Source organism: Brevibacterium sp. LS14, from assembly GCF_012027885.1.
In the GTDB taxonomy this organism is placed as follows: Bacteria; Actinomycetota; Actinomycetes; order Actinomycetales; family Brevibacteriaceae; genus Brevibacterium; species Brevibacterium casei.
The window spans coordinates 19,542-33,719 of sequence record NZ_SJXG01000036.1 but is presented as its reverse complement, the minus strand read 5'-3'; the positions used below and the strand labels follow the sequence as shown (position 1 = coordinate 33,719).

11 protein-coding genes are annotated in these 14,178 nt (G+C 69.4%); 9 read left to right on the top strand and 2 right to left on the bottom strand.

The features are described from left to right. The first annotated feature begins 40 nt into the window (after nucleotides 1–40). The 5 genes from EZE58_RS05270 (at nucleotide 41) to EZE58_RS05250 (ending at nucleotide 7,387) form a co-directional block, all read left to right on the top strand. On the top strand, nucleotides 41–1,960 hold the full coding sequence (locus tag EZE58_RS05270) for a penicillin-binding transpeptidase domain-containing protein (RefSeq protein WP_009376621.1): 1,920 nt from the start codon (nucleotides 41–43) through the stop codon (nucleotides 1,958–1,960). Further along, a complete protein-coding gene (locus EZE58_RS05265) occupies nucleotides 1,957–4,233 on the top strand; it encodes a transglycosylase domain-containing protein (RefSeq protein ID WP_009376620.1) in 2,277 nt (758 codons plus the stop codon). Before EZE58_RS05270 ends, EZE58_RS05265 begins: the two co-directional genes overlap by 4 nt. Then, nucleotides 4,230–4,568 (top strand): hypothetical protein, encoded by a 339-nt coding sequence (locus EZE58_RS05260; RefSeq protein ID WP_009376619.1) that lies wholly within the window; start codon nucleotides 4,230–4,232, stop codon nucleotides 4,566–4,568. Before EZE58_RS05265 ends, EZE58_RS05260 begins: the two co-directional genes overlap by 4 nt. A 118-nt stretch (nucleotides 4,569–4,686) precedes the next feature. After that, nucleotides 4,687–5,661 carry a class A beta-lactamase gene (gene bla, locus EZE58_RS05255; protein ID WP_009376618.1) on the top strand — a complete coding sequence of 325 codons (975 nt, stop codon included), beginning with the start codon at nucleotides 4,687–4,689 and terminating at the stop codon, nucleotides 5,659–5,661. A 358-nt stretch (nucleotides 5,662–6,019) separates the two neighbouring features. After that, the gene (locus EZE58_RS05250; RefSeq protein ID WP_009376617.1) at nucleotides 6,020–7,387 is read left to right on the top strand and encodes an MFS transporter; all 1,368 of its coding nucleotides are present in this window, start codon (nucleotides 6,020–6,022) and stop codon (nucleotides 7,385–7,387) included. A gap of 107 nt (nucleotides 7,388–7,494) precedes the next feature. On the opposite strand, the gene EZE58_RS05245 is transcribed toward EZE58_RS05250, so the two are convergent. After that, nucleotides 7,495–8,802, bottom strand: a complete 1,308-nt coding sequence (locus EZE58_RS05245) for an aromatic acid/H+ symport family MFS transporter (protein WP_131248261.1) — start codon at nucleotides 8,800–8,802, stop codon at nucleotides 7,495–7,497. Between the two features lie 84 nt (nucleotides 8,803–8,886). On the opposite strand from EZE58_RS05245, the gene EZE58_RS05240 reads away from it, so the two are divergent. The 4 genes from EZE58_RS05240 (at nucleotide 8,887) to EZE58_RS05225 (ending at nucleotide 12,617) form a co-directional block, all read left to right on the top strand. After that, a complete protein-coding gene (locus EZE58_RS05240) occupies nucleotides 8,887–9,690 on the top strand; it encodes a helix-turn-helix domain-containing protein (protein ID WP_063249511.1) in 804 nt (267 codons plus the stop codon). Between the two features lie 219 nt (nucleotides 9,691–9,909). Next, nucleotides 9,910–11,013, top strand: coding sequence for a cupin domain-containing protein (locus EZE58_RS05235; RefSeq protein WP_009376614.1), 1,104 nt, complete (start codon nucleotides 9,910–9,912; stop codon nucleotides 11,011–11,013). Continuing rightward, nucleotides 11,010–11,846 (top strand): fumarylacetoacetate hydrolase family protein, encoded by an 837-nt coding sequence (locus tag EZE58_RS05230; protein ID WP_167559998.1) that lies wholly within the window; start codon nucleotides 11,010–11,012, stop codon nucleotides 11,844–11,846. Before EZE58_RS05235 ends, EZE58_RS05230 begins: the two co-directional genes overlap by 4 nt. Before the next feature lie 3 nt (nucleotides 11,847–11,849). After that, nucleotides 11,850–12,617, top strand: coding sequence for a maleylpyruvate isomerase family mycothiol-dependent enzyme (locus EZE58_RS05225; RefSeq protein ID WP_009376612.1), 768 nt, complete (start codon nucleotides 11,850–11,852; stop codon nucleotides 12,615–12,617). Between the two features lie 73 nt (nucleotides 12,618–12,690). Here EZE58_RS05225 and purB read toward each other — a convergent pair whose 3' ends face one another. After that, the gene (purB, locus tag EZE58_RS05220) at nucleotides 12,691–14,124 is read right to left on the bottom strand and encodes an adenylosuccinate lyase (protein WP_009376611.1); all 1,434 of its coding nucleotides are present in this window, start codon (nucleotides 14,122–14,124) and stop codon (nucleotides 12,691–12,693) included. Nucleotides 14,125–14,178 lie beyond the last annotated feature (54 nt).

The window sequence follows — 14,178 nt, the reverse complement described above, 5'->3', positions numbered from 1 at the left end:
GATATTGGACATGCTCAGGATGGGTGCCAACGATAGCACCATGAAGCCCCTGACACGAAGGATCATCGGTGTCGTCGTCGTGCTCGTGCTCGTCGGAGTCGGCGTTCTCGCGCTGCGCACCCTCCCCGTCCTCCCCTCGATCGCCGCGAGGCAGATCGCCGCCGACCTCACCTCCGGTCAGCTGCGCTCACAGGCATGGACGAACCCGGACGACGGGGACGACCTCGCCGGGATCGTCACGGACCTCGCCGAGGCGGGACAGGGCACACGCCGTGTCACCGTCGACGGCGTCGACTCGGCCGGCGGCACCGCGACGGCGACGCTGCGCTGGGACTGGGAGTTCGCCTCGGCGGCGGGTGACTGGTCCTACTCCGTCGACGTCTCCCTCCGGCGGTCCGGGGCACTGTGGACGGCCGAGTTCGAGCCCCGCCTCGTCCACCCCGACCTCGGTGACGGTGAGATCCTCACGGCCGAACGCACGGCCGGTGAGCGCGGGCGGATCCTCGGTGCTGACGACGCCGTCCTCGTGGCCGAGGGCGAGGTCATCGACGTCGGCCTCCAGCCGAGCAGGCTCACGGATGAGAAGGCGACACTCGCGCAGCTGGAGAAGTCGCTCGACATCGATCCGAAGGAGCTCGCCGAACGCGTCGAGAAGGCCGACCCGGACGCGTTCGTCCCCGTCATCACCCTGCGCAAGGACGACTACGAGCTCGTCAAGGGCGCGATCCTTAAGCTGCCGGGCACCGTCTTCCGCTCCCGCACGCAGCCGCTCGCGCGGACGAAGGGATTCGCCGCGGCGACGCTCGGCTCGGCCGGACGCGCCGAACCCGACGAGATCGCCGCCGAACCCGAGAGCCTCACCTCTGACTCCTACGTCGGGCGCAGCGGAATCCAGATGCTCTACGACGGCACGCTGCGGCCGGGCCCCGGGCTGCGGATCCTTGCCGAGGATGCTGCTTCGGGTGCTGCGGGCGGCGGATCCGGTGAGGGTCCGGGATCCGGTGAGGGTCCGGCGACGCTGTACACGGTCGACGGGACTTCCGGGGAGGACGTGACGACGACGCTCGACGTCGCCGTCCAGACCGCCGCCGAGGAAGCGGCGGCCACGGCGACGAAGCCGAGCGCGATCGTCGCGATCCGCCCGAGCGACGGCCATGTCCTCGCCGTGGCGAACTTCGACCCCACCGGGGCCGCGTGGGACCGGGCCCTGACCGGCCAGTACCCGCCCGGGTCCGTGTTCAAGATCGTCTCCGGGGCGGCGATGGTCGACTCCGGGATCACCCCCGGCACCGCCCTCGACTGCCCGAAGACGACGAGCGTCAACGGCAAGCGGTTCAAGAACGCCGAGGACCACGTGCTCGGCGAAGTCGACTTCTCAGAGAGCTTCGCCCAATCGTGCAACACGGCCTTCGTCAACTCGGCCCCCGACGTCACCGCGGCAGCCCTGAGTGAGACCGCGTTGAGCATGGGCATGGGCCAGATCGACATCGGCACAGACTCCTACATGGCCTCGGTGCCCGAGGCCGACGACCCCGTCGAGCACGCGGCGGCGATGATCGGCCAGGGCAAGGTGCTCGCCACACCATTGGCCGTCGCGACGATGACCGCGACCGTGGCCAAGGGGTCCACGGTCCGACCCCTCCTCGTCCTCCCCGACCGCCGGGACCGGGCCGGCGAGGTGCCCGCCCCCGATCCGAAGGGGCTGGCCGAGGTCAAGGAGATGATGCGGGCGACGGTGAGCGACGGCACCGCCTCGGCGCTCGCCGACGTCCCCGGTGACCCGGTCTACGGGAAGACGGGGACCGCCGAATACGGCACCGCGGTGCCCCCGCGCACCCATTCGTGGTTCGCCGGGTTCCAAGGCGACCTCGCCGTCGCCGTCCTCGTCGAGGACGGGGGATTCGGCGCCGAGGCGGCAGTGCCCGTCGCCGACCGATTCTTCACGGAGCTCAACTCATGAGACATCTGCTGAGATTCCTCGCCCTGTCCGTGTGCGCCGGGATCGTCGCCGCCGGACTCGCCAGCCCCGTCGCCGGATCCTCCGCCGCCGCCCTCGGTGCGGGAATGGACCTCTTCGACTCCCTGCCCGCCGAGCTCGACGACCGCCCACTCGCCCAACCGTCGACGCTGCTGACGAAGAATGGGACGACGATCGCGACCTTCTCGTGGCAGAACCGGGACGAGGTGCCGCTCGAGAGGATCTCGCAGCCGATGCGGGATGCGACGCTCGCGATCGAGGACCGCCGCTTCTACGAGCACGGTCCTGTCGACGTCGAAGGTGTGGCCCGGGCCGTCGCGAAGAACCTCCTCACCGGGTCCCTCCACGGCGGATCGACGCTCACCCAGCAGTACGTGAAGAACGTCCTCATCAATGCCAGCCAGGCCGATGGGGACGAGCAGGGCATCGACCGGGCCAGGGACCGCTCCGGGGTGAGCGGCATGGCGCGCAAGCTGCGGGAGATGCGGCTCGCGATCACAGTGGAGAAGACGTTCACGAAGGACGAGATCCTGAACCGCTACCTCAACATCGCCAGCTACTCGGGATCGCCCAACGTCTACGGCGTCCAGGCCGCCGCCCGGCAGTACTGGGGCGTCGACGCCGCCGAGCTGTCGATCGCGCAGGCGGCGACGCTCGCCGGGATCGTGCGCAACCCGTATGAGTACAACCCGCAGAAGAACCCCGAGGCGGTCATCGAACGCCGCAACCTCGTGCTTGAGAAGATGGCCGAATACGGGTACATCACCGCCGACGAGCAGAAGGAGGCGGCGGAGTCCGGACTCGACCTCAAGCCGAACGTCACTCCCAACGGCTGCGCCTCCGCCGGTGACCTCGCCTACTTCTGCACCTACGTCGAGAGCGGCGTCCTCACCGACGAACGCTTCGGTGCCACCCCCGAAGAGCGGAAGGAGACCCTGCGCCGAGGCGGTCTGACGATCCGCACCTCCATCGACTCGGCCCTGCAGAAGAAGGCCGTGGAAGCGGTGCGGGACCGGCTTCCCGTCGGGGACTCCTCCGGGGCGGTGCAGGCTCTCGTCAGCGTCGATGTCGCCACCGGAGAGATCCGGGCGATGACCCAGAACACGGAGTACAGCCTCGGCGAGGAGGAGAAGCGGGGACGCACCTCGGTCAACTACGCCGTCGACAGTCCCTTCGGCGGGGGCACGGGCTTCCAGCCGGGTTCGACGTGGAAGCCGTTCGTGCTCGCAGCCTGGCTGGCCGACGGCCGCAGCCTCGGCGACACCGTCAACGGGTCGGGGACCGACTACACGGGGTTCTCGACGCAGGGATGCGACGGTCGCAACTATGCCGCCGGCGGCTACAACCCGCGCAACGCCGGGGACTCCGGCGGCGCGGACGGCAGGATGACCGTGCTCGAGGCGACGAAGAAGTCGGTGAACAAGGCGTACGCGGACATGGCCTCGCAGCTGAACATGTGTGAGATCCGGGATACGGCGACGAGCCTCGGCGTGCGTCTGGGAACCGGGGAGAAGCTCTCTGCGGCGACATTGGAGAACGGGACCGAACAGGTCCTCTACCCGTCGTCGATCCTCGGGACGGTCTCCGTCTCACCGCTGACGATGGCCTCGGCGTACACGGCGTTCGCCAACCACGGGACGCGGTGCGCACCGCAGGCGATCGTCACCGTCACCGACTCCGAGGGCGAGGAGATCCGCGGTGCCGGTGGTGATGGGAACGCGGGGTGCGCCGAGGTGATCGACCCGACGATCGCCGACACCGTCGCGTACGCGCTCAGTCAGACCTTCGAGGGCGGGACGACGACGAGGCTGCGCATCGGCACACCGGCTGCGGCGAAGACGGGGACGACGAACTTCGAGGTCGGAGCGAGCTGGCTCGTCGGGTTCACCCGCGGCCTGTCGACGGCTGTGTGGACGGGCGACCCCGAGGGCATGCGCGACTGGCGGCGGAACTCACGCGGGTCGATGCCGCGCATCGTCTATGGTCAGACTGTATCGGGGCCGACATGGCAGGAGTTCATGCGCTACGCGGGTCCGCGCGCGGAGACCGGCGGCTTCCCGCGGCCCGACGGCGGAGGCGAGAGCGCGGGTCGGAATGCTCGGGGACCCGACGGCGGTAGCGAGGTCTCCCGCGGTGCCGACGGCGGGAGCGAGCCCGGCCGGTCGGGCGACGGACCGTCGGAGGCGGACGATGCTGGGAAGCCGGATGATCCGGCGAAACGCGACGGTGCCGAGGCGGGGCTGGGAGGGAGATGACTGTCGATGCCAAGGGTCGTCCGCGCTCGGTCGGTGGGGCTGTCGGGTTCGGGATCGCTGCCCTCGCCGTGTTCGCGTTCCCCATCGCGATGCTCGCCTTCCTCGGTCTCATCGCCTACTCGGGCTGCATCGTCCACTGCTCGGGGGAGCCGCAGACGGACTGGGTGACCACGCTGTCCTACCTCGGCGTCGCAGGCCTCCTCATCGTCGACATCGGACTGTGGGCGTGGGCAGGGTATCGATGGGGCCGGCCCGTGCCGCTCATCATCGCGGCGGTCCCCGTCGTTCTCACCTACATCGTTGTCGGCATCGGCGTCCTCGCCGGCGCGTTCTGAGAACCGGGGGAGAAGTCGACAGGGGTGGCCCAATCACGTGCCTGCCCCGAGTGCTCGGCCGAGGCGCGCACAGGCTCGGGAAGCGTACGCAGAGGGGACTTACTCGGATAGGAGAGAGATGACGAAATCACTGACACCGCGAACCCGGATGCTGCGGGCTGCGGCCGCGCTGGCCTGCACGAGCGGCCTCATCCTCGTCGCCGGCTGCCAGGAGGGCGGGGCGGCCACCTCGGCGGACGGGGCCGATCCGACTGCATCCTCCACATCGGTGACGCCCACGGATACAGGGGATCCGACTGCGGCGGACCCAGCCGAAGCCGACTCCGCCTTCACCCAGCTCGAAGACGACTTCGATGCCAGGGTCGGCGTCTACGCCGTCGACCTCGACACGGGTCGAGAGCTCGCCTGGCGCGGCGATGAGAGGTTCGCGTACGCGTCGACGATCAAGGCCATGGCCTCGGCGGCGCTGCTCGATGAGGTGGGGACTGACGGACTGTCGAAGAGGGTGTCGATCTCCGAGGACGACATCGTCAGCCACTCGCCGGTGACCGAGACGAAGGTCGGAGGCACGATGACGCTCGCCGAGCTCTGCGAGGCCGCGATGACCCAGAGCGACAACGGTGCTGCGAACCTCATCTTCGCCGAACTCGGCGGGCCCGCAGCCCTCGACGAACGCCTGAACGATCTCGGCGACACCGGAACCACGGTCTCGCGCACCGAACCGGGACTCAACGAGGCGAAGCCCGGGGATCCCCGCGACACCACCACACCGCGCGCCTCGGCGGGCAACCTCCGCGAATACGTCTTCGGCGGAGCGCTCGAGGACGACGAGGCGACGACCCTGACCGACTGGATGAAGGCCACGCAGACCGGGGACACGCTGATCCGAGCGGAGCTGCCCGAGGAATGGACGGTCGGGGACAAATCGGGCACCGGATACTACGGTTCGCGCGCCGACCTCGGGATCGTCTGGCCCGGCGACGGCGGTCCCATCATCATCTCCGTCCTCTCATCGAAGGACGAGAAGGACGCCGAGGCCGACGACCGTCTGATCTCCGGCGCAGCGGCCATCGCGGTCGAGCAGATCCGCTGAGTCGGCGGGCAGTGCGGCGCCGGCCTCCGCCGCGGGCTGCGGATCTCGTTCCCCATCGAGGTGAGAGCCGCGGCCGCCGACGATGAGCCGCTGTCGACGGCGGACGCCCTCGTCTCAGGTGCGGGGTCGCAGGGATTCGTCCGCCGTCGGCTCCCTTCCCGGGGCGATGGGAGGCGAGTCAAGGCGGCCGGACAGGGAGACTTGATAGCGTGCGTCTGTCTGTACTCGTGTGACCAGGGAGGACACGATGAATTTCGGCTGAAGCCTCCCGTGTGTCCGGGTCAGCTGATAGTCTCAAGCGCGGATCACCTGAGAGGCCCCTGACGGCCCCCTTCACTGCGAGCGAACGGAACCGACGATGTCCGAGTTCGAACCCGAATCACGCCCCCGCACCCAGGCAGGGGCAGGCTCTGCCGAGAAGGAGAGGGGACGCCGCCGCTCGATGCTCGTCGCCGCCTTCGGCACCGTCGTCGAATGGTATGACTTCTCGATCTTCTTCTACGTCGCGACGACGCTGACGAAGGAGTTCTTCGGCGGGCAGGCCGATTCGCTGCTGCTCACCCTCGGCGTCGGCGCCGCCGGATTCCTCTTCCGGCCGCTCGGGGCCATGGTCTTCGGCCACCTCGGCGATCGGGTCGGACGCAAGCACGCACTCGTCGTCTCCGCGGTGCTCATGGCCGTGTCCATGCTCGGCATCGCGATCATGCCCGACTACAACACGATCGGGATCTGGGCCGGGGTCGGCCTCGTCTTCTTCCGCTGCCTCTCCGGGTTCTCCGTCGGTGCCGAGTACACGGGGATCATGGTCTTCCTCATGGAGTCGGCGAAGCCGGGCAAGCGCGGACTCGCTGCGAGCTGGGCTGCGGCGAACAGCGAGGTCGGCGCCCTGCTCGCCGTCGGTTCGGGCGCCCTGCTGGCCAATACGCTCTCGACCGAGGCGATGGAGTCGTGGGGGTGGAGGGTGCTCTTCGTCCTCGGTGCCGTCCTCGCCGCGCTCATGGTTCCGCTGCGTCGGATGATGGTCGAGACCGACACGTTCAAGCGCCTGCAGAAGGCGGAGAAGACCGATGTCGTCCTCAAGCGCTCGCCGCTCATCACCGCGATCCTCGAACAGCCCCGGGCGATCATCGTCGCCTTCCTCATCTCCTCGATCGGGTCGGTGAGCTACTTCCTCAACATCACCTATGTGCCCACCTACGTCGAAGAGGTCGCCCAGGTCCCGAACTCGGGTTCGCTGGCGCTGGGCACCGTGGCCGCAGTCGTCGCCATCGTCGTCACGCCGTTCTTCGGGCTCGCCTCTGACCGGTTCGGGCGGAAGGCCTCCCTCGCCGGCCTCATGGTCGTCTTCATCTTCACGACGATCCCCGCCTATGTGCTCCTGAGCAACGACTCGGCGTCGATCGCGATCGGCGGCGCCGCATTCCTCGCGATCCCCGCCGCCGGGTGGAGCGCTGTGGCCGCGGCGATGATCCCCGAGCAGTTCACCGGCACGAGCCGCTTCTCGGGCATGGCCATCGGCTACAACGTCGCCACCGTCCTCTTCGGCGGACTCTCACCGCTTGTCGCCACGTGGCTGATGTCCTCGACCGGTCTCACCCTGGCACCGGCGATCTATGCGACGGTCATCGTCGTCGTCGCCGGCGTCCCTGTGCTCTTCCTCGCTCGCAGCATGGCGAAGAAGTCGCTCGCAGAGATCGATGAGGACCGCCACCTCGTGCCCGCGTAGAGGCCTCTGGGGCGGCCTCCGGCAGGAGGATCCGGTTCGACATCGAGCCCCATGTCGAACCGGATCCTCCTCGCGAAGGCGGTCCGCGCGAGGTGTGATGCATACTCTCAGGGCGCGACCGGTTCCGCGGCGGCCTGTTCGCCGTCGACGGCCCGCCGCCGGCGACTGAGAACCGTGAGGGTGGCGAGGACAAGGGCCGAGGCCAGTGCCGCCCCTCCGAAGAGGAGGAAGCTCATCGACGGGTCGACCCCGTTGATTCCGAGGAGGATGCCCGAGACCTGCGGCGCGAGCACCGCACCGATGCGCCCGACGCCGAGCGCCCAGCCCAGGGCCGTGCCGCGCAGGTGTGCCGGGTAGTGCGAGGCGATGGCCCCGACGATGAGCGACTGCGTGCCGTGGGTGCCGATGCCCGCGAGGACGAGGGCGACGTAGATCGCGAGCGTCGCGGTCGTCCCGCTCATGAGCGCGACGAGGGCGATGCCGGCGACCGCCGCGGCGACCGTCGCCGTCGGCAGGATTCCGAACCGGTCGCCCGCCCATGCCGTGAGCACCGAACCGACGACCGCGCCGAGGTTGAGGGCGATCGTGAAGGCCAGGGCGGGTCCGAGATCGGCGCCGGAGTCGCGCATGATCTTCGGCAGCTGCGTGCCGAGGCCGTACCACGCGAAGAGGGTGAAGAGGGTCGTGAGTGCGAAGAGGATCGAGAAGCTCAGCCACGGCGTGGACAGGATCGTGGAGAAGCCGGTCCGCGGCGCTCCGCGGTCTCCGGCCTCAACGTCCGCCTGCCCCGGGTCGCTGCCGGACGCGGCACGGGGCGCACCCGTCTCCGGCAGCACCTTCCAGGCGACGGCGAGAAGGATGAAGGAGACCGCGGTGATCCAGAACATCGCCGGCCACCCGAAGGCGGGGATGAGCCAGAGTCCGGTGAGCGCGGCGATCGTCCCGCCGATCGGCACCCCGGACATCATCAGGGTCGCCATCGAGCCGCGCCAGCGCGGGGGAACGAGCTCGGCGGTGAGCGCGTTCGCCGAGGGCACGAGTCCGCCGAGGCCGAGGCCGGCGATGAGGCGCAGCGCCCCGAAGACGCCGGGGTTCGGTGCCAGGGCGCAGGCGACCGTGGCCACGCCGAAGACGATGACGCAGAGCAGGATGGTCCGGCGGCGCCCGATCGCATCGGCGAGACGGCCGGCGACGACGGCGCCGATCATCATCCCGAGGAACGCGAGCGAGCCGAGGGTGCCCGCCGAGGCGGGGGTGAGTCCCCAATCGGTGGTCTCGATGAGGGAGTTCTGGACGGCACCGTAGACGATGAGGTCGTAGCCGTCCATGACGATGAGCAGCCAGCAGATGACGACTGCCGCCCAGCGGCGCGCTTCGCTGCGCGCCGGGGCCTGTGAAGAGGTGGTCTCGGTCATGGGGGACACCGTAGGGAGGGTGTGAAGCCGATCACGAGTATATTCTGCTCTGCGGAATCCGGAGGACAGGCTACCGTGGGGGTCATGCCGCAGCATTTCAGCATCGTCAAACGTCCTGACCATGCCATCGAGTCCGTCGACAATGCCCTGCTGCTCATCGACCTCCTCCGCCGCCACCCGCAGGAGGGCGTGCGCGTCCAGGACGTCGCCGCGTACCTCGGGGTGGCGCCTTCGAGTGCGCACCGCCTGCTCTCAACGCTGCTCTACCGGGGATTCGTCACCCGCGGGCCCGCCAGGCAGTACCGGCCCGGACCCGCCCTCGGCGTCGCGGAGACCCAGGGCACACAGTCGGTGCCCGGCCCGGTCCTCGAGATCCTCGCCCAGCTCAGCGCCGACACCGGAGAGACCGTCTCCCTCCTGCGCCGTCGCGGAGTGAGCGTCGTCTTCCTCACGACCGTCGAATCCCGCCAGCGTCTGCGGGTGGGGGAGCGCACCGGCACCGTCCTCCCGGCGCGGCTGACCTCAGGGGGCAAAGCTCTGCTCGCCGCTCTCGACGACGTGTCGATCCGCGCCCTCTATGCCGGCGGGCGCTCGCCCGGTGAGCGCCTCGCCGGCAGCGACCTCGAGCGCCTCCTGGCCGAGATGGACGAGGTGCGAGCTCAGGGCTTCGCGCTCAATCTGCGGCAGACGGAGTCCGACATCAGCGCTGTCGGCATCGCGGTTCCGCACAGCAGCGGACTGCCTCCGCGCGACGCTGTGGCTCTGAGCGCGCCGGCGGTGCGCACGACGGCGCTGACCTCGGAGCGCTCGATCGACCTCGTGCGGCGCGCCTGCGCGGACCTCGCCGGACTCGAGCTCGTGCCGGAGAGCCCACCCCCGGCCGACTGAGCCGCCCGCGCCGTGCCCGCCCCCACCTCGGCGGAGCGATCGTTCCTGGTCACCATGGACAGCTTCCGACGCCGTCAACCTGTCCGGAACGACCAGCAGTCGGCGAGGGCACGTGCCTGCGCCATCGACCGATTCCGTCCAGCGGAATTCATGCTGTGACCTCGCCCACCGAGGAGTAGCCTCGGCGCAGATTCAACGCACTGGTCCGAGGAGGCCCCGATGACGCGCCCTGCACCGACGATGGTCAACCCCGACCCGACTCCCGAGGAGGAGCGAGAGCTCGAGGCGATGTATACGACCATGGCGGAGGAGAACATGATCCCGCTGTGGACCCAGCTCGACGAGCTCATGCCACAGGTCCCCGCCTCGGCGGCGGTCGCCCACCAGTGGCAGTGGTCGACCCTGCTCCCCCTGGCCGAACGTGCCGGCGACCTCGTGCCCGTCGGTCGCGGCGGGGAACGGCGGGCGATCGCCCTGGCCAACCCCGGCCTCGGCGGGGCACCGTTCGCGACCCCGACGCTGTGGGCGGCGATCCAATACCTCGGCGGCCATGAGGTCGCTCCCGAGCACCGGCACTCGCAGAACGCCTTCCGCTTCGTCGTCGAAGGCGAGGGCGTGTGGACGGTCGTCAACGGCGATCCGGTGCGGATGTCGCGCGGGGACTTCCTGCTCACCCCGGGCTGGAACTTCCACGGTCACCACAACGAGACCGACCAGCCGATGGCGTGGATCGACGGCCTCGACATCCCCTTCGTCCACTACGCCGACACCTCGTTCTTCGAGTTCGGCATCGACCGCGTCACCGACGAGTCGACCCCGGACATCTCCCGCTCGGAGAGGCTCTGGGGGCACCCCGGGCTCCGTCCGCTCTCGGGCCTGTCGAACACCGTGAGCTCCCCGATCGGGGCCTACCGCTGGGAGCACACGGACCGCGCCCTCACCGAGCAGCTGCGCCTCGAGGACGAAGGCTTCCCCGCCACCGTCGGTCAGGGGCATGCGGCGATCCGCTACGTCAACCCGACCACCGGTGGAGACGTCATGCCGACGATCCGCGCCGAATTCCATCGTCTTCGCGCAGGCACGACGACACCGGTGACCAGGCGCGTCGGCTCCGAGGTCATGCAGGTCTTCGAAGGCTCCGGGCGCATCCTCGTCGACGACCGCGTCTTCGACGTCGTCACAGGCGATCTCGTCGTCATGCCCTCGTGGTCGGCGGTGAGCATCGAGACCGAGACCGGCCTCGACCTCTTCGCATTCAACGACCGCCCGATCATCGAAACCCTGAATTTCGCCCGCACCCACGTCGAAGGAGAACAGCAGTGAGACTTGCCACCATCGCCACCCCGTCCGGATCCCGAGCCGCAGTGGAGGACGGCGACGACTATGTCATCGTCGAGGACTTCTCCGACGTCGGAGCCCTGCTCGCCGACGAGTACTGGCAGCGCACCGTCGCCGAGGCGATCGTCTCCCCGTCGGCGACCGTGCCCGTGAGCGAGGCCGAGGAGCTTCAGCTCATCACCCGCCCCGGCAAGATCGTGTGCGTGGGGCTCAACTACCGCAGCCACATCCTCGAGATGGGCCGTGACCTGCCCGCGTACCCGACCCTCTTCGCGAAGTTCGCCGAGACGCTGACCGGCCCGCACGACGACGTGCCGTTCGCGCCCGAGGATCCGGAGCTCGACTGGGAGGGTGAACTCGTCGTCGTCATCGGCAGGCAGGTCCGCCGGGCCGATGAGGCCGAAGCCGCCGAGGCGATCGCCGGGTACACGATCGCCAACGACATCTCGATGCGCGGCTGGCAGTTCCGGACGAAGGAATGGCTTCAGGGCAAGATGTGGGAGGACTCGACCCCGCTCGGACCCGTACTCGCGACCGGTGATGACTTCGACCCCGCCGAGGCGGTGCTCACCACCACGGTCAACGGCGAGGTGATGCAGCAGCATGCCATCGTCGACCTCCTCTTCACCCCGGCCCACCTCGTCTCCTACATCTCGACGATGATCACCCTCGAGCCCGGAGACATCATCCTCACCGGCACCCCCGGCGGCGTCGGCCGTGCCCGCGACCCGCAGGTCTACCTGCAGCCGGGCGACGAGGTGAGCGTGTCGATCGACGGGATCGGGACGATCTCCAACCGCATCGTCGACGCCGGGTGAGCCATGGTCGCCCGGCACGATCTCACCACCGACCCCGCACTCCTGGCCGAACTGCTCACGGTGCGGCGGGGGACGGCGTTCTTCGCCCGCAAGCTCGGTGAGCTCTCCGACGCCGAGTTCGACGAACCGAGTCTTCTGCCCGGCTGGTCCAGACGCCACCTCATCGCCCACGTCGGGTACAACGCTCGGGCGCTCACCCGCCTCGTGCAGTGGGCGAACACCGGCGTCGAGACGCCGATGTACGAGTCGCCTACGGCCCGTGACGCCGAGATCGACTTCGGGTCGACCCTGCCGGTGCGCGCCCTGCGCCACCTCATCGAGCACGCGGCGATCAGCCTCGACGTCGAATGGCGCGACAGCCCCGACGAGGCGTGGGAGGCGATCGTGCGCACCGCGCAGGGCCGGGAGGTGCCCGCACGGGAGACCGTGTGGATGCGCACCCGCGAGGTGTGGCTCCACGCGATCGATCTGGACAACGGGGCACGGATGAGCGACATCCCCGCACCCGTCCTCACCCGGCTGCTCTCCGACATCACCGGGGCGTGGCGGGCGCGGGGAACCGATGCGGGGATAGTCGTCGCCGTCGAGGGGACGGACGACCGCCTCGGCGGGGCCGGCGTTGCGGACGGGGACCCGGCGGACGCGGGTGACCCGGACGGAACGGTCGTCAGCGGATCGCTGCCCGACCTGGTCCGCTGGGCCTCGGGCCGGGGCGATGCAGGCGTGCGGACCTCGACGGGTGAGCCGGTGACCGCGCCGAGGTGGATCTAGCCGACCCGGGGCACTCCCGGAGCCGAGCGGTCCCGGGACCGCTCGGCTCCGGGACCGCTCATGGTCGAAGGGCTCAGCCCTTCGCGGCTGCGTTCCAGGCGGCGATCTCGTCGCGGGCGAGCTGCTCGGCCAGCCCGATGTAGCTCGCCGGGGTGAGGGCCCTCAGGCGCCGGGTCTCCTCCTCGGGCAGGCCGAGGCCCGCGACGAACTCCTGAAGGTCGGCCTGGTGGATGCGCTTGCCGCGGGTGAGCTCCTTGAGCTTCTCGTACGGGTTCTCCATCCCGGCCACGCCCTGCAGGCCGGCCGCGCGCATGACCGACTGGATCGCCTCGCCGAGGACCTCCCAGTTCCCATCGAGGTCGGCGGCCAGGGCGTCCTCGTTGATCGCGAGCTGCCCGAGTCCCTTGACGAGGTTGCCCAGCGCGAGCACCGAATGCCCGTAGGCGACGCCGATGTTGCGCTGGGACGTCGAATCGGTGAGGTCCCGCTGCATCCGGGAGGTCACCAGCGTCGAGGCGAGCGAATCGAGAAGGGCGGAGGAGAGCTCGAGGTTCGCCTCGGCGTTCTCGAAGCGGATCGGGTTGACCTTGTGGGGCATCGTCGATGATCCCGTGGCGCCCGCGACGGGGATCTGCTTGAAGTAGTTCATCGAGATGTACGTCCACATGTCGGTCGCAAGGTTGTGGGCGATCCGATTGAACCGGGAGATGTCGGCGAAGAGCTCGGCATCCCAGTCGTGCGACTCGATCTGCGTGGTCAGCGGGTTGAACGTCAGGCCCAGGCTGCCCTCGACGAAGGTGCGGGCGATCTGCGGCCAGTCCGCGCCGGGCACCGCGGCCATGTGCGCGGAGTACGTGCCGGTCGCACCGTTGATCTTGCCGAGGAATTCGGTCGCGGCGATCCGCTCGTACTGGCGGCGCAGGCGGTGGACGAAGACCGCGAGCTCCTTGCCCATCGTCGTCGGCGTCGCCGGCTGCCCGTGGGTGTGGGCGAGCATGGGGACGCCGGCGAGGTCGGCGGCGGTGTCGGCGAGGGCGTCGATGAGGGCCTTCGCCCGCGGCAGCCACACCTGTTCGGTGGCCTCCTTGATGCCGAGCGCCCACGAGAGGTTGTTGATGTCCTCGGACGTGCAGCAGAAGTGGACGAGCTCGCTGAGGTCGTCGGCGCCGATCTCGACTAGTGCGTCCTTGATTGTGTATTCGACGGCCTTGACGTCGTGGACCGTGACCGCTTCGTGAGCGGCGAGCGTCGCAATCGTCTCAGCGTCGAAGCCCGCGGCGAACTTCCGCAGCGCCGTGACCTCTGACTCGGTGAGAGTGCGGACGCCCGGGATCACCGAGTTCTGCGCGAGGTGGATGAACCATTCGACCTCGACGCGGATGCGGTTGCGGTTGAGCGCGGCCTCCGAGAGGTGATCGACGAGGTCAGCGGTGTCCTTGCGGTAGCGACCGTCGAGCGGTCCGAGGGCGATGGCGGGTGAGACTTGAGCAAGTGAAACGGTCGGCATGCCCTCATTTTCTCACGACCCGCCGCCACAGGCGGACTCGCGCTCACTCGCCTG